Source organism: Spirochaetota bacterium (assembly GCA_034190085.1).
In the GTDB taxonomy this organism is placed as follows: Bacteria; Spirochaetota; UBA4802; order UBA4802; family JAFGDQ01; genus JAXHTS01.
This window is the reverse complement of the sequence record JAXHTS010000035.1, coordinates 1-16,387: the sequence shown is the minus strand read 5'-3', so window position 1 is coordinate 16,387 and position 16,387 is coordinate 1. Positions and strand designations below refer to the sequence as shown.

The window sequence follows — 16,387 nt, the reverse complement described above, 5'->3', positions numbered from 1 at the left end:
AACAAGATTTTAACTGCCATTTATTGAAAAGCTACATTCCTCCTTGATCCTTTGATTGAATTATATACTTTGAAAGGAAAGATAATAATGATTTACAAACAGATCAATCCAGACATCAAAAATAAACAAACTGAAGAACTAAAAGAAGAGAACGCTAAGATCATCAAACATCTGGAACAGGGCTTTCCTCTTCGGGCTGATGTGCTCGAAAATATGAAGGCAATATTATCCAACATCATCAATTCAACGCGTGAATTTACAGATGTACTGAAAAAGATAAATAATTCAGGTGACTATTTTGTGATTCAGCTTTTGCACCATGACAATGAAATACTAAACCTACCCTGGATAATGGCTATTGATAAGATATCCAGTCAACCTCTTGGAAACATTCAACAGCTTATACTTACCAAATGTTTACCCGATTTTGTAGAAGATGTAAAAAAACCAAAACCTGCAGAACTTGCGCCCCCTCTCAAGATTTTGATTATGATCTCATCACCTGAGGTTGTTGATTATAAAGGCAGATTATCCTATGAAGATGAAGAATTTCAAATATTACAGGCATTTTACCCCTTGCTCCGTAAAGGCCAGGTGCAGATCGATTTTACTGATGACGGCTCGCTTGAGGCTCTGGAGACAAAGATAAAAAAGAATAGATACCATGTTCTGCACTATTCAGGACATGCCTCTTTTATAGACGGCACAGGTGTGCTAGATTTAGAGAATCCATTAGACTTAACCCTTAACAGGGTAAGCGCAAAGGAATTTGCAGACACACTGAATTGTAATCCTGATTACAAAATTCCATTAGTAGCGCTCGCTTCATGTCAATCTGCACAGGGCAGCAATGAAGAGGGTCTGCGTGGAATAACAAATCATCTGCTAAGAACTGGCATTTCAGCAGTCATTTCAATGGGCATGGCTGTTTTGGACAAATACGCGACCGAATTCAGCGCTCATTTTTATGCGCAGATTGCAAAAAAGCAGAATATTCTAGTCGCGTTTAATTCTGCAGTAACACACATGAAAGAGCAGGAATATAAAGACCAGATCAATGCAAAGGTCAAAACACCGCAACCTTTGCAGTGGATCATTCCAAACATCTATCTCTCAAAAAACATTGAACACCTTGTGGACTGGGATAGCCCACAGGAGAAACTGGAATTGTCCTCCTATCGTTTTATTTATGAAAAGGACAGGCTTCTGCTGAAACATGATAAGGATTATATATTTATAGGCCGCAGACTGGATAAGGCGAGGATTATGCCGCCTTTTTTTGCTAAAAAACCTGTTTTATTAAAGGGCATGGGCGGTGTTGGCAAAACCGCTATGTCAGAACATATGGTACAGCGCCTAATAGCATCATATCCGAAAACAGAGCCCTTTGTTTTTAATGAAAAGATCAAATCCTTCCAGGATATCCAGAATCAACTACAGGAGTTTCTTAAAAAAAAGAGTAAATTTAATAGTAAGGAATTTGGTTTGTGCGATAAGGGCATGGACCAGCTTATGTATCTCGTTGGCCAGACTGCAAGTGTATGCAGGCCTGTCTTTATTTTCGATAATCTGGAGACCTTTCAAAAGGGACCTGGCACAGAGATATCTGAAGAATACCAGGATATTAAGGATGTGATTGATTTCCTAATCCGTGTTCAAAACCACTATGTAATTTTGACCTCCAGGTATCCATTGCCCGATTTTAAAGGCATAGCCAGTTTTGACCTGAATCAGGTTGGCTTTAACGATTTCTGGAAAAAGTGTCACAACCTGGAGCTTTATGGAATTGTTGAACATATTCAAAAATTGCAGAATGAGAATCAGCCTTCATTTCAAAAAAAGCTCGAGTTTGTTGATATTGCAAAAGACCTGCACCAGTCATTTGGGGGCAATTACAGGGCGCTTGAGTTTTTTAACGAACTCTTTAAAAATGACCCTGGGAAAATCAGACATGCTCTCGATTCTCTGGAAACCTTTCGTAAAAAGTATGCAAAAGAAACCGAACAGGTGAAAATGAAGATGAGCCAGAATATTCTTATTGGCGAATTATTTAATCTGCTAAATCCAAAACACCAGGTCATGCTTGGGCTTCTTTCCAATTTTCAGATTCCTGTTCAGCAATTTGCCCTGCAATTGCAAATTCAGGATGCTGAAGATTTAAAGGATATTGAAGACATACTTTCTTATCTAAATGACCTTACACTGATTGAAATATCGCTAAACCCCGAAATAGATAAAGTCTATTTTTACTGCACTTCCATTGTTAAGGATATATTGACTGATGCAGATATTAACATTCCCTCCGCAGACTTTTCACATAAGCAGGCTGGAATTTATCATTATCACTGCTTTGAAAATATTGAAAATTCTATAACTGAGCTTGAACAGGCGTTTTTTCATTTTGAGGGCGCTAACATTAAAAATCGGACAGGGTCTATTGGGGACATGCTTTCAAGTCACTATTATGCCTATTCACTATACCAGAATTCTTACTATTATGCAATGAAGGTTTATCATTTGCTCGGTAAAGGAACAGATGCTTCAGTCCTAAACAGATTAGGATTACTATTACATTTATATGGAAACTATGAAGATGCTTTAGAATTTTTTAATACGACGTTGTTAAAATATGGAGAGATTGGGGATAAATCAGGCCAAGGTACTACGCTAAATAATATCAGTCAGATATACAACGCCCGAGGCGATTATGAGACTGCTCTAAAATATCTTGAGGATAGTTTAAAAATCCGTCAAGAGATTGGGGATAAATCAGGCCAAGGTACTACGCTAAATAATATCAGTCAGATATACGACGCCCGAGGCGATTATGAGACTGCTCTAAAATATCTTGAGGATAGTTTAAAAATAAGTCAAGAGATTGGGGATAAATCAGGCCAAGGTACTACGCTTAATAATATTGGTAGTAATTATTATACCCGAGGCGATTATGAGACTGCTCTAAAATATCTTGAGGATAGTTTAAAAATCCGTCAAGAGATTGGGGATAAATCAGGCCAAGGTACTACGCTAAATAATATCAGTCAGATATACGACGCCCGAGGCGATTATGAGACTGCTCTAAAATATCTTGAGGATAGTTTAAAAATCCGTCAAGAGATTGGGTATAAATCAGGCCAAGGTACTACGCTTAGTAATATTGGTAGTAATTATTATACCCGAGGCGATTATAAGACTGCTCTTAAATATCTTGAGGATAGTTTAAAAATCAGTCAAGAGATTGGGGATAAGAGCGGTCAAATTATAACATTGCACAATATGGCCATGATTGCTATAAAAAAGAACGATTATCAAAAATTTGTTGAATATGAATCAACTGCTTACAAATTAGCAGCAGAAACAGGTGATGCAATGGGATTATATCACGTTGGTCTTGCCCTTGGGCAATTTCTTTATGTAAATGGCAACAAAGAGGAAGGGCGTCAAATTCTTATAAGAAGCTATGAGATAGGCAGGCAGGCAAATTTTGCCGATATTAAATCAGTAGAGAAAATGCTTAAAGAGATGGGAGTGTTGTAGTGTGGCAAGGCTGTATCGTGCAATTTTTTGCGAAAAGATTACGACTATGCATGTGGAGCCCCCCTACCCCTAAATCCCCCCTGACATCTACCCACAAATTAGTGTAAAATAGGGGATAAGGGGATTATAGAGATAAGGTGATTGAATATAAAGAAGATAAACTAACTGAATTAATAATAAAGTCTATTATTAAGGTTCATAATACTCTTGGTCCAGGATTTTTGGAAAGTATTTATAGAAAGGCATTATTAATTGAGTTAAAAAATTGTAATATTACAGCAGAAAACGAAAAGGAAGTTATTATCTTTTATCAAGATGAACAAATTGGCTGTCATAGGCTTGATATTCTTGTAGAAAATAGAATTATTATTGAACTCAAGACTGTTGAAAATCTTAGTAAATCACATTATGCTCAAATTCGTTCATATTTAAAAGCAACCGGACTTAAAGTTGGTATTCTTGTTAACTTTGCTAAGGAGAGGGCAGATTTTAGAAGAATAGAAATTGATTAAATATCTCCATATCTCCTTAATCCCCACATCTCCTTGTTTTACACAAAAAAATGTGGGTAGAAGTCAGTAAATCCGCAGAAGGTGGACTTGAAGATTTGTTCTTGTTTTTGTTTTATAGTTGTAATGGTTATTTGTTTTTTATGAATGCTCATATTGCACCTCTGAAGTAAGTTATTTTGCTTGAAAGAGATATGAGAAAGAATATGACGCTTTTTAAGAAGATACTTTGGTAAAAGCTGAAAGACATACAGGAAGTCCCCCTTTTAGGGGATTTAGGGCAATATTATTAAGTTATGGAAACAATTGTCAGGTACTGTCATTCCTGCGAATGCAGGAATCCATTAGATTGAATTGCACGTAGTATTTTTTTTTTGCAAAAGGCTTAAAATCAGGTATTCTAAGTTACTTTCTCACTAAATCAGAATTTATTTTCTGTAGAGTATGAGTTCTTAGATTCCCGCATTCGCGGGAATGAGTGTGAGATAATGACATTTTGATTATAATAGTTTATCATCACAAAGAAGCGAACAAAATGGACAAACCAAAAACAATAAAAAGCACCAAACCTTCACCAGACACAAGAAGCTGGATTGAATACACATGGAAAGAGGAGCAGGACACGCCCAACCGTTTGGAAGACGCTGCCAAGTTTTTGGCAAGCATGATATCCATATCCTTAACAATCTTTCTGGCAATAGGCAAAAGCTCATTTGAGGTTAAAGAGACATCATGGTCAATTAAGGCTGCAATTATTTTATGGCTGATATCTTTGCTTGCTTCTTTTTTTGTGCTGTTCCCATGGCGTTACAGATATGCAAGCGAATCTGTCCAGTCCATCAAAGCCATGCACAGGAGGGTGGTTTTTGTTAAACGACTGCTGTTGGTTATAAGTCTGGTACTATTCTTAGCATCGCTGACAATTCTTGCAGTCACAATTTTTGCATAAAAGTCACTACATTTGCCTTGATTACTTGTTGCTAAGGACTCCGCTTTTTACAACAAGCAGAGTTGGACAGTTATCTATGTGCTGGGGACTGATCGAATTTATAAAACAGAATGATTGAATACTATGCTTAAACTTTTACATCATTACACAATTAAACAGTGGCAAAAAATAAATAAAGAATATATTGATAAAGACCTGCAAAACAGGATAGACAGCAGAGCGATTATTGTATTTCTGTTATTTACATTTGTTCTTGTGTCTTTAAAATATTTTGGCAAAAGCCCAACATTTTATCAACTTTTTGGAAATTATTTTCAAGTTTACCCGTATCCAGGAATATATTCAAATCTTTACTGGGCGTTCTTCAGAGTTTGCGTTTATTTTATTATTCCTGTAATGGTTATAAAATGCATGTTCAAAGAGAACATCAGGGACTATGGCTTCAGGACGAACAGGTCTCCGAGAGTAATGCTTCTTTATGTGGTGATGTTTGTTGCTGTTTTTCCGCTTGTATATATTGCATCCAAAGATCCAGGCTTTTTACGAACATACCCCTTTTACAAGCATGCTGCAAACACTTGGACTGAACTCGTATTATGGGAATCAGCTTATGCGCTTCAGTTTTTAACTCTTGAGTTCTTTTTCCGCGGGTTTATTCTCTTTTCCTTTTCCAGATACATTGGTGCTTATTCAATCCTTTTGATGTCAGTTCCATACACAATGATCCACTTTCAGAAACCTTTTCCAGAAACATTGGGAGCAATAATAGCTGGCATGTTCCTTGGAACCTTGGCATTAAGAACAAGATCAATTTTTGGCGGGGTAATCATTCATGTGGCTGTTGCATGGAGTATGGATATTACAGCCATGTTCCAAAAAGGACAGTTGCAGAGATTGTTTTAATCCAAAGCAGACTGAGTTTAGGTAAAATAAAATGTAAAGTAAAACTTTGTATAGTGAATAGATTTTGAGACCATTTCAGATAACTGATACGTTGATTTTTCAGCAGCACAATTATTGATTATTTATAACTACTCAGGTGTTTTTTCATATACACTATTAGATAAAATAGTATTAAGGAATTGAGTTGGGGCAGTGTAAAAGTATGTCATTCCGGCTGTAGCGCAGCGGAATGCCGGAATCTATAGCAATTATTAGTAGGGTTTTGTAAACATATAAGATTCCTGCATTCACAGAGCCTGCCCCTGTGAATACAGGGGAATGACATTAGCTGAGTAGTTACGATTATTTATAATTCCCAGGTATAATATAACCTTTTCAACACAAAAGAAACAAGCTCCCCATCAAAAGTCACTCTCTTGTCAGGAAGTTTCTTTTGGCTTGTAGATTAGCGCAGCCACTACCCCGCAGGCAGTAGTATCAATTAAGCCATAAACAAACCATTGAAGAGCAAGGCTGAAGGGGATTGGGTACACAACATATTGATTGAACATCCCCCCAATATACATTAAAAGACCAATCAGCAGTCCGTAACGAACACCCTCTGCAACCCCTTTGCCTTCATATCCTTTTGAGAAGATATAAACGAACAGGAATGAGAACACAAACGAGGTTGCAAGAAATATCCACATTTTCTGCATCATATCAGGGCGCCAGACATGTTCAAGAGTTTCATAGATGGAGCTTAGAATTAAAAACTGGAAAATTGAGTCAACAATCTGAAAAGTAAAGAAGACAGCAATGCTTGCAAGGATATACCTTTTAATGTTCATAATAATACCTCCTTAATTTATATCAATTATCTGCCTTAAGGATATATATCCTAATGGATAATTCAGTATATATTAGTTGTAGGGACGAAGGGCCCTTCGCCCCTACGCTCTCACTCAACAATCAATTTTAATTCCGATATTCCTAACCTGGACAAGCCAGAACCAAAAAGGAAAAGAATTAGACAGGATCACAGGATTTTAAAAATCCTTTTTACCTGTGATCTTGTAATCCTGTCTAATTCTTAAAAGTCTTGCTAAAAAACACAAATATTACTGTTAAGGTACTAAATATAGCATATTGTGAATAGAAGTTACTTAACGTTTCCTTGACGGCTATTGTAGATGATGCCTCCACTCTTAAGATACTGATTGAGAACAGCGGATGCCTCATAACGGCAAATATCCTGCAGCACTATTATTCCACGATCCTTGAGAGAATGCGTCCAATTGGATATCTTGGGCCCTTCATCAAAACCGATATTTCGAGCATCCACTTCCCTTGCGCCGCACACAAGCAGACGGATGCCGGACCAACATACTGCGCCAAGGCACATTGCGCAAGGCTCTGTGCTCGTTACTAGCTCGAATGAGCGCAATCCTTCATAGCCTAGATCATAGTGACCTATCATGTTTTGCGCAATCATTATTGCCATTATCTCTGCATGAGCCACAGAACAGTTGGATTGAGTCACAATATTTATGCCAGGTGCGAGCAATCTATTTGTATTCATATCAAAAATTCCGGCCCCAAAGGGACCACCTGTAGCATGTTCAATATTGAGACGTGAAAGGGTAATGACGAAACGCATGCGATCAGTCACTGTGGGAAAGGTGTGATCAGGATCTGGCAAAATCCCTTCAACCCACTCAGGCAAACGAAATAATATTTCTGGAAAGCGCATTTGATGACAAATTCTATAGTATAATGATATAGAGATGACAATCCTTGGCTAAGCTCTATTAGTTATAAAGTGCTAAATTTATTAACAATCGCTTCAGAGATTTTCTTCTTGTCTCTGATCAATTTTTTATAAAACTCAAAAAGTTCGAGGTCTTGATTCTTCCATATCATCGGTTGCCTTGCTTCAATATCAGCATGCGGTTTCTGTTCTTGAACTGAGCTATTATGCGTCATTCCAACCTCAGTACCGTAATAGATTATGATGGGTTGATTCAATTTGAACTGCACCCTTGCAGCGGATTTTAGCTTTTCTTTGTCATTTGCGCATTCGAACAAGAAGCGGTTCATGTCATGATTATCCAAAAAAATCGCAAGATAATAACATTTTGGATAATGAGAACAATGCATTTCTATTTTTTCTTGAAGCGTCTTTGCATCATAACATGAGGGGGCATGTGCGATATGAGTCTTGATTAGATCCTGAAATTTAAAATCTAATATTCCGTCTAACTCGCCATAATATTCTCTTTGAAGGCTATCCTGGGATATGCCAAAAATCCATCTCATGATTTTTTTTCTAATGTTGATTGAATTAAAATTATCAATCCGAACTCCATCTAAACAGGCTTCACCAATGAGAACTGAGTCAGGGTAATCCCTCTTAATATTTTCCCTAAAATATCTCCAGAAGGAATGTTTAACACCTACAACATGATCAATCCGAAAACCATCAAATCCAATAGAGAGCCAGTATTTAGCTGCATTGATGATATAATCTCTAGTATCAGGATTGTCAAGGTTCAGTTTAGGAAGCTCTCCAAAGTTAAAAAAACAAAGATAATCATCCGGCCATTTGTTAAATATAAACCAATCATAGTATTTGCTGCTTTTATCATGTAATGCTTCTTGAAAATATGGATGCTTGTTTGAACAGTGATTTGGAACAAAATCTGCAATTATGCGAATGTCAAATTGGTGTGCTCTCTGAAGAAACTCCTTAATATCATTTAGATTGCCAAAACGAGGCTCCACTTTCATGTAATCCGTGATGTGGTAACCATGGTATGCGGTTGTCTCATAAAAGGGAGATAGCCAAATAGCATTTACTCCCAGTTCTTTCAAGTAATCGAGTTTCTCAGTTATTGCAGGAATATTTCCTCCAATAAATTCAGGCTTACTCCAGTCTGTTGATCTGTACCCAGCAAATCTATCAATCAGTATCTGATAGACTATGGCTTTCCTAAACCACTTAGGCCACACATATTCGATTCCCGACATGGCCTATCTATCAAGCGCAGCAAAGGCAGGCAGCGTGTCACCCCCAAGGAGTTCAAGAAACGCGCCGCCGCCGGTGGATATATATGACATCTTGTCAGCTAACCCTGATTTATTTACAGCTGTAACACTATCTCCACCTCCGATTATGCTTAAGCTATTGGATTCCGCTATCGCTTTAGCAACCTCGTTAGTCCCCTTTGCAAATGAGGGCATTTCAAACGCTCCCATTGGGCCGTTCCACACAATAGTTTTTGCATTTTTAATTTTTTTGATAAACAACTCAATCGATTCAGGGCCGATGTCAAGACCCATCATGTTATTTGGAATTTCATTAACCCCCACAACCTTTTGAGGAGCATCATTTTCAAAAGCGGGAGCAACTACAACATCAACAGGTAATAATATCTCTACTCCCTTTGAATTATCATCAAGCATCTCCTTCGCTGACACAATTAGATCTTCTTCAAGCAGCGATTTGCCAACCTCATTACCCTTTGCTTTAAGGAATGTAAAAACCATCCCTCCGCCAATTATAAGAGTGTCGACCTTCTTAAGTATGTTTTGTAAAATATTGAGTTTGGATGACACCTTGGCCCCACCTATTAGAGCTATGAGAGGTCTTTCAGGGGTTGTGATCGCCCTTTTAAAATACTCAATCTCATCCTTCAATAGAAAACCGGCAGCACATTCGCTTATATGTCTGGTAATCGCTTCATTAGATGCATGTCCTCTATGAGCCGTAGCAAAAGCATCATTGATATAAACATCCCCAAGCTCAGCTAACCTCTTACCAAAATTTTCTTCATTTTTTTCTTCTTCTGGATAGAATCTAATATTCTCCAGAAGCGCCACCTCTCCTTTGGGCAAACTTAAGATTGTTTCTTTAACCTCATTACCTAATGGTTTATCAATGAATTTCACTTCCTTTCCAAGAAGTTCAGATAACCTCTCTGCAACTGGTCTTAAGCTTAACTCTGGAACCACTTTACCCTTAGGCCTGCCCAAATGGGAGATAAGGATTATACTTGAGCGTTTCTCCAAACAATATTTAATTGTAGGTAGAGTGGCAGTGATCCTAGTGTCATCTGTAATCTTCATTTCATTATCATAGGGAACATTATAATCAACCCTTATCAGAACCCTCTTTTCATTAAGATTTATTTCATCGATATATTTAATGGTCATAGCAATACCCCCATACTACCTTCATAAATTTACTTAAGTAATCTGATATTACTATATGCTATCAATATTAACATAGTCAAGAGTTTTGTTAACTACTATTGAAATCTTTTTTCTTTTTCGTCTTTACTACTATTTTGGAAATGATAATGGAGATTTCATACAACAACATTACAGGGATTGCCAGCATCATCTGGGTGAGTACATCAGGAGGGGTAATCATAGCAGCGCCTATCCAGGATAGAACAACAGCGTATTTCCTCTGCCTAATCAGCAAGGCGGGAGTTATTATTCCAATTTTTGATAGGATCATTACTAAAATGGGCAACTGAAACGTTAGTCCCATCCCAAGACTGAAGAGCAGCACAAAATTAAGATACTTGCTCGCTCCAATGGTATTAGCCATCACCTCCGGAGTAAAACTTATAAGCATCTTAATTGCAAATGGCAGAGTGAGTAGATATGTAAAGGCAACTCCTAAGTAAAAGAGTAGTATTGATCCTAATATTGAACCAAATATAAATTTTCTATCGTCGGTATTTATGGCTGGCTGAATGTATTTCCACAATTCATAAATAATGAGCGGAAGGCTGATGAGCACGGCTGCGATGAGTGAAGCCTTGAGTCGTAATATAAATCCTTCAGTTAGATTGAAAACATTTAGCTTGAGACCAGTTGCCAGAAAGGGTCTATTAATAATCTCAAGTATCTGCTCAGACAGGAAAAAGCTACCCAAGGTAATGATTATTATGGCAGACAAGGTAATAATTAGCCTTGATCTGAATTCATCAAGATGCCCAACCACACTCATGGGCACATCCCCTCTCTCAAGTGCCTTTTGCGACATCTCATCAGCGACCTCAAGTTCCCTCGATTTATCCTCCTTCTCTTTATGTATTGAGATGAACCCTTTTGATGAATCCTTTTTAGCCATTGCTTTCATCTTCTTTTGAGTGGTATTTTTTTTATCGCCCTTTTGGGGAATAGTTGCCTTTTTACTCGCCTTACTCTTATCAATACGTTTATCTTTCTTGTGAGTAGTGTTACTAGAGTTAGTTGTCTCGGGAGTGGTTTTCTTCTTTTTCTTAACTACTGAAGATTTGTCGGTCTTTTCGCTTTTCTGTTCTGATTTTTTGGAGGTGGGTTCTTTATTCTTGGCCAATTGAGGATACCTTAAATACTTTATATGATTGAATATAAATTTATTGTCAGTGATATTGTCAAGTCTTTTGATATTTCATATAGAAAATAAATCTATGAGAATCAACTCTTACTAAATTTAAAGATAATCCTGTTTCATATTCTTGAAGGGAAAATGCATGTGTTTTTTCATATTAAAATAACCTTTATATCTCAAATATCTATGCTAATCAAAATTAATCCTGAATATAGCTGATTAGCGAACAGGCTTCACATTGCTTTTACTATAAATCCTCATTCTAATTTCATTTTAAAAAAATATTAATAATGATTTTTTTGTTGACAAATTATTTCTAGTTATTTAATTACATTAGTGGTAATATATTGCATTAATAACTTTAAATGGAATCGCTTTAAATCTATATTTACTGAATGGCTCTGTTTATAACAAAAAGTTCTTTATAGAATTATCAATTAGGATGTGAATATTATGAATATGAAGAAAATTCTTCAATCAAAAGTGAGGTGTTATCACAATACACATTGACGCATCAGTAGATGAAACTTTTCAATTACTAAACCTGCACAAGATTAGAGCATTATTGGTTATGGATATAACGGACAAGAAGGGAAATCTTGTTGGAATTATTACCGAAAGAGATAGATTAAGTGTATGAATAAAATGAAAAGCACTCGTAAAGAGTAAAAGCTTATTGGGAGGATCAATCATAATGATGAAAATCTCTACTAAGGGCAGGTATGGATTGAGGTTGATGTTGGATCTTGCTCTCTATATTAATGAAGGACCTATCTTTCTAAAGGATATTGCTAAACGACAGGATATCTCTGAGAAGTATTTGGGGCATCTTATTCCTCCATTAAAGGTTGCAAATTTGATAAACTCTAGTCGTGGAGCACACGGCGGATATATGCTAAACAAATCTCCATCTGAAATAACTCTTGGGGAAGTAATAAGAGCCTTAGAGGGCAATCATTGCATTTCTGAATGTGTCATCACACCTGAGATATGCTCCAGATCTTCTATCTGCATCACACGTGATATATGGAGTGAGGTGAGTGAGAAGATGATGGATGTTATGGAGTCTATCACACTTCAGAATATGCTTCAGCGTCATAAAGAAAAGCTGAAATCTCAGCCAATAATGTATAATATTTAGAAACATCAGAGGTATTTGATATATGAGAATAGCAGAGGATGTTACAAAATTGATAGGGGATACACCCCTTGTTAGGCTGAACAGGATAACTAAAGGAATTGGTGCTTCAATTGTTGCAAAGTTGGAATCATTCAACCCGCTTTCAAGCGTAAAGGACAGAATTGGGGTAAACATGATTGATGCTGCTGAGAAGAGGGGGAGCATTAATAAAGACACAATAATCCTTGAACCGACGAGTGGGAATACTGGCATTGCCTTGGCTTTCGTTTGTGCTGCCAGGGGGTACAAATTAGTTCTCATTATGCCAGATACAATGAGTCTTGAGAGGAGAAGCCTGCTCAAGGCTTTAGGAGCTGATTTAGTATTAACCCCAGGAAGTGAAGGGATGAAGGGCGCGATAATGAAGGCTGATGAATTGGTAAAAAGTGACTCAAGATATTTAATCCTCCAGCAATTTGAAAATCCTGCTAATCCCGAAATTCACCGTAATACTACCTCTGAAGAGATATGGAGAGATACAGATGGGAAAGTGGACATTGTTGTTTGTGGGGTAGGCACAGGGGGGACAATCACCGGTATAACAGAGATTATTAAGGAGAGAAAACCAGAAGTTAAAACAATTGCTGTTGAACCGAAAGATTCTCCAGTGCTTTCAGGAGGCACGCCAGGACCACATAAGATTCAGGGCATTGGCGCTGGATTTGTGCCAAAGGTATTAAAAATGAATCTTGTGGATGAGGTGATACAAGTGACTAATGAAGATGCTCTTCAGACTGCTAGGAGATTAGCACGTGATGAGGGTTTGGTTGTGGGCATATCTTCAGGCGCAGCAGCCTGGGCAGCGATTAAGATAGGAAAAAGAGCTGAAAATAGGGGAAAACTCATTGTAGTAGTCTTTCCGGACACAGGAGAGAGATATCTATCTACAGGATTATTCAATTAGTATGAACTCATCATTCAGAATTAATTAAGGGTATGATTACTTTAATTGTATCATGGTCTCTTAAACATTATATACATATTTGTAATTGGGTTAATGAAATTGATATTGCATGAATAAAGTTGTAATCATAAATGGAGGCGAGAAAGAATGAGACAAATATACCTTGATTATGCGGCTACTACTCCTACTGCTCCAGAGGTAGTGAAGGCGATGAAACCATATTATACTGAAATATTTGGCAATCCCTCATCGCTATATTCATATGGTCAGGAAGCACGCAGGTCGGTTGAGGAATCGAGAGAGGGGATAGCTTCCTTTATAGGAGCTGATATATCAGAGATTATTTTTACCAGCGGCGGAACAGAGAGCAACAATTTTGCATTAAAGGGGATAGCCTATGCAAACAGGGGCAAGGGAAATCACATAATAACCTCTCAGATTGAGCACCATTCCATAACCGAGACATGTAAGCATCTTGAAAAAGATGGATTTAGAATTACTTGGCTTCCTGTTGATAGCAACGGATTGGTTGATCCTGATAATGTAAAGAATTCAATAACCGATAGCACAATACTAATTTCCATAATGCATGGCAATAATGAAATTGGGACAATTCAGCCAATAAAGGAGATTGCCAGTATCGCCAGGGAAGGGAAAATTTATATACATACAGATACTGTTCAAACCTTTGGACATTTACCAATAAATATTGATGAATTTGGCGTCGATATTTTAAGCGCTTCCGCTCATAAACTTTATGGTCCCAAGGGGATTGGTGCGATGTATTTAAGAAAGGGCACTAAAATCATACCCTTTTTGCATGGGGGTGATCAGGAGAGGAAGAGAAGAGCCTCAACGGAAAATCTTCCTGGAATTATTGGTTTTAGCAAAGCAGTTGAGTTGGCAAGCCATGAGATGCATGAAGAGGGTGAAAGATTAACCATGTTAAGAGATAAGCTTATAGAAGGAATCATTGAAAAAATCGAGGACACCTCGTTAAACGGGCATCCTGTAAATCGACTTCCCAATAATATCAATATGACTATATCCTATGTTGAGGGAGAGTCAATGATCCTAAACCTGGATATGGAAGGGATCGCATGTTCCACAGGCTCTGCTTGCACCTCATCAAGTTTAGAGGCATCCCATGTTCTCTTAGCAATAGGTTTACCTCCGGAACTCGCTCATGGATCCTTAAGGTTTAGTTTAGGGAGATGGACAGAGGAAAAGGATATTGATTATCTTCTTGAGGTTATGCCTGGTATAGTGGAAAGGCTGCGATCGATGTCGCCGCTATATACAAAGTAGCAAATATTGGACATTCACAATGTGGAGGATTCATAATGATATGACATTAAATGAAGAGGTTACAACATGGAGTTGATCGAAAAAATTATTGAATTAAAGAAAAAAAGAAATGCGGTTATTCTGGCTCATAATTACCAAATTCCTGAAGTTCATGATATTGCTGATTATATTGGTGATTCTCTTGGTTTAAGTATCAAGGCTTCTGAGACTGATAAGGAAGTTATACTATTCTGTGGTGTGTATTTCATGGCTGAAACTGCTAAAATACTCTCTCCTCACAAGACTGTCCTTATTCCGGATAAGGATGCAGGTTGTCCCATGGCAGACATGATCACCGCGAACCAACTTCAATCATTAAAGGAGAAGCATCCTGGCGCAAAAGTGCTATGTTATGTGAACACTACCGCAGATGTAAAGGCCAGATGCGATTATTGTTGTACTTCAGCAAATGCCGTCAATATGACAAATAAGGCTTTTAATAATGATGAAGAAATAATTTTTGTACCAGATAAATATTTAGCTAATTTCGTATCTACACAGGTTGATCGCAATTTCATTATTTGGCATGGATACTGCCCAACACATGTAAAAATATTATCGCAGGATATACAAAAACAAAAAGAACGGCATCCCGAAGCGCGAGTATTAGTGCATCCTGAATGCACACCTGAGGTTATTGAATTAGCTGATGAAGTTCTTTCAACTGAGGGAATTTGCCGATATGTTAAGGATTCGCAATACAAGGAGTTTATCATCGGCACAGAGGTGGGTATGTTGTATAGACTGGAATGCGAAAATCCTCAGAAACTATTTCATCCTGCCTCTGAGTTGGCAATCTGTCCAAATATGAAGCTTACTAATCTAGAAAAGATTATGTGGTCACTGGAGGAGATGAGACATGAGGTGACGTTACCATCTGATATAATTTTTGAAGCGGGCAAGAGCATAAATAAGATGTTAGACTTTAGGGATCAATGAGGTGCAACATGTACTAACCAGCATTTAATCTGACACTCTCGTTTTCTTTTGTTGTCTGTAATTTATTATCCAACATTTTTTATAGAGCAATATTCTTCGAATCTAGAAATGTTTGCATGGGCGTTTTTCCGTAACAATACTTGCCAGTATGTGACCTCTCAACATTATATTCTTTTATCCAATCGTCAAGCTCTTCTTGTAACTCCTCTAAATCTCTGTAAATCTTTTTTCTAAAAGCAACGCAATAAAATTCATTCAACACAGTCTTATGAAATCTTTCACAACAAATGCCATTCGATTGAGGGCTTCTGGCTTTTGTTTTAAAATGATCAATATTTTCAACTGCTAAATACAACTGATATTCATGGTTTTACATTTTCCCACAATACTCAGTCCCTCTATCTGATAATATCCTCAAAAGGGGAATCCCTTGCTCCTCAAAAATAGCAACACTCTGTCGTTTAAAATATCCGCAGCTGTAATAACAGTTTTAGTAGTGTAGAGTTTAGCAAAAGCAACCTTTGTATAAGTATCAATAAAACTCTGTTGATATATTCGGCCAACACCCTTCATTGTCCCAACATAAAACGTATCTTGTGATCCTAAATAGCCAGGATGTTCCGTTTTTAGCTCTCCATAGGCCTCCTTTTCCCTTTTGGCTTTCTCTAAAGCTACTAATTTTGCCTCCGTTAATACTAAATCATCCTGAGCAGCCTTTGACTCTAAGGCCTTAAGCCTCTTCTTAAATGTC

Annotated in this window: 13 protein-coding genes and 1 pseudogene; 8 read left to right on the top strand and 6 right to left on the bottom strand. The window is 37.4% G+C overall.

From position 1 onward, the window contains the following. Window positions 1-87 precede the first annotated feature (87 nt). The 4 genes from SVZ03_06275 to SVZ03_06260 all read left to right on the top strand — a co-directional run bounded on the left by SVZ03_06275 (window position 88) and on the right by SVZ03_06260 (window position 5,898). Complete coding sequence (locus SVZ03_06275) at window positions 88-3,537, top strand: tetratricopeptide repeat protein (GenBank protein ID MDY6933813.1); 3,450 nt, start codon at window positions 88-90, stop codon at window positions 3,535-3,537. Window positions 3,538-3,674: 137 nt separating this feature from the next. After that, window positions 3,675-4,049, top strand: a complete 375-nt coding sequence (locus tag SVZ03_06270; GenBank protein MDY6933812.1) for a GxxExxY protein — start codon at window positions 3,675-3,677, stop codon at window positions 4,047-4,049. A 532-nt stretch (window positions 4,050-4,581) separates the two neighbouring features. Further along, window positions 4,582-4,995 (top strand): hypothetical protein, encoded by a 414-nt coding sequence (locus SVZ03_06265; protein MDY6933811.1) that lies wholly within the window; start codon window positions 4,582-4,584, stop codon window positions 4,993-4,995. 123 nt (window positions 4,996-5,118) lie between these two features. Then, window positions 5,119-5,898, top strand: coding sequence for a CPBP family intramembrane glutamic endopeptidase (locus SVZ03_06260; GenBank protein MDY6933810.1), 780 nt, complete (start codon window positions 5,119-5,121; stop codon window positions 5,896-5,898). Between the two features lie 419 nt (window positions 5,899-6,317). Here the strand turns inward: SVZ03_06260 and SVZ03_06255 are convergent, their stop codons facing one another. The 5 genes from SVZ03_06255 to tatC all read right to left on the bottom strand — a co-directional run bounded on the left by SVZ03_06255 (window position 6,318) and on the right by tatC (window position 11,251). Then, window positions 6,318-6,728: a hypothetical protein gene (locus SVZ03_06255; protein MDY6933809.1), complete on the bottom strand. Its 411-nt coding sequence runs from the start codon at window positions 6,726-6,728 to the stop codon at window positions 6,318-6,320. Between the two features lie 311 nt (window positions 6,729-7,039). Continuing rightward, entirely contained in the window at window positions 7,040-7,630 is a 591-nt protein-coding gene (locus SVZ03_06250) for a nucleoside deaminase (GenBank protein ID MDY6933808.1), read from the bottom strand. 62 nt (window positions 7,631-7,692) lie between these two features. Next, window positions 7,693-8,907, bottom strand: coding sequence for an alpha-amylase family glycosyl hydrolase (locus tag SVZ03_06245; protein ID MDY6933807.1), 1,215 nt, complete (start codon window positions 8,905-8,907; stop codon window positions 7,693-7,695). A gap of 3 nt (window positions 8,908-8,910) precedes the next feature. Continuing rightward, window positions 8,911-10,092, bottom strand: a complete 1,182-nt coding sequence (locus SVZ03_06240; protein MDY6933806.1) for a phosphoglycerate kinase — start codon at window positions 10,090-10,092, stop codon at window positions 8,911-8,913. Window positions 10,093-10,180: 88 nt separating this feature from the next. Further along, on the bottom strand, window positions 10,181-11,251 hold the full coding sequence (tatC, locus tag SVZ03_06235; protein MDY6933805.1) for a twin-arginine translocase subunit TatC: 1,071 nt from the start codon (window positions 11,249-11,251) through the stop codon (window positions 10,181-10,183). A 709-nt stretch (window positions 11,252-11,960) separates the two neighbouring features. Here tatC and SVZ03_06230 point away from each other — a divergent pair. The 4 genes from SVZ03_06230 (at window position 11,961) to nadA (ending at window position 15,636) form a co-directional block, all read left to right on the top strand. Further along, window positions 11,961-12,407, top strand: a complete 447-nt coding sequence (locus SVZ03_06230; GenBank protein ID MDY6933804.1) for an Rrf2 family transcriptional regulator — start codon at window positions 11,961-11,963, stop codon at window positions 12,405-12,407. A 22-nt stretch (window positions 12,408-12,429) separates the two neighbouring features. Continuing rightward, window positions 12,430-13,350 carry a cysteine synthase A gene (gene cysK / locus SVZ03_06225; protein MDY6933803.1) on the top strand — a complete coding sequence of 307 codons (921 nt, stop codon included), beginning with the start codon at window positions 12,430-12,432 and terminating at the stop codon, window positions 13,348-13,350. A 147-nt stretch (window positions 13,351-13,497) separates the two neighbouring features. Next, window positions 13,498-14,658, top strand: a complete 1,161-nt coding sequence (gene nifS / locus SVZ03_06220) for a cysteine desulfurase NifS (protein MDY6933802.1) — start codon at window positions 13,498-13,500, stop codon at window positions 14,656-14,658. Window positions 14,659-14,724: 66 nt separating this feature from the next. Next, the gene (gene nadA / locus SVZ03_06215) at window positions 14,725-15,636 is read left to right on the top strand and encodes a quinolinate synthase NadA (protein MDY6933801.1); all 912 of its coding nucleotides are present in this window, start codon (window positions 14,725-14,727) and stop codon (window positions 15,634-15,636) included. A gap of 79 nt (window positions 15,637-15,715) precedes the next feature. On the opposite strand, the pseudogene SVZ03_06210 reads toward nadA, so the two are convergent. Then, window positions 15,716-16,387, bottom strand: a pseudogene (locus tag SVZ03_06210) (integrase core domain-containing protein).

Bases quoted from the DNA above. Each gene is read 5' to 3' on its own strand.
- SVZ03_06260 (MDY6933810.1), top strand. From the start codon at position 5,119: ATGCTTAAACTTTTACATCATTACACAATTAAACAGTGGCAAAAAATA.
- nadA (MDY6933801.1), top strand. From the start codon at position 14,725: ATGGAGTTGATCGAAAAAATTATTGAATTAAAGAAAAAAAGAAATGCG.
- SVZ03_06245 (MDY6933807.1), bottom strand. From the start codon at position 8,907: ATGTCGGGAATCGAATATGTGTGGCCTAAGTGGTTTAGGAAAGCCATA.
- SVZ03_06265 (MDY6933811.1), top strand. From the start codon at position 4,582: ATGGACAAACCAAAAACAATAAAAAGCACCAAACCTTCACCAGACACA.
- SVZ03_06250 (MDY6933808.1), bottom strand. From the start codon at position 7,630: ATGCGCTTTCCAGAAATATTATTTCGTTTGCCTGAGTGGGTTGAAGGG.
- SVZ03_06240 (MDY6933806.1), bottom strand. From the start codon at position 10,092: ATGACCATTAAATATATCGATGAAATAAATCTTAATGAAAAGAGGGTT.
- SVZ03_06275 (MDY6933813.1), top strand. From the start codon at position 88: ATGATTTACAAACAGATCAATCCAGACATCAAAAATAAACAAACTGAA.
- cysK (MDY6933803.1), top strand. From the start codon at position 12,430: ATGAGAATAGCAGAGGATGTTACAAAATTGATAGGGGATACACCCCTT.
- SVZ03_06255 (MDY6933809.1), bottom strand. From the start codon at position 6,728: ATGAACATTAAAAGGTATATCCTTGCAAGCATTGCTGTCTTCTTTACT.
- nifS (MDY6933802.1), top strand. From the start codon at position 13,498: ATGAGACAAATATACCTTGATTATGCGGCTACTACTCCTACTGCTCCA.
- SVZ03_06230 (MDY6933804.1), top strand. From the start codon at position 11,961: ATGATGAAAATCTCTACTAAGGGCAGGTATGGATTGAGGTTGATGTTG.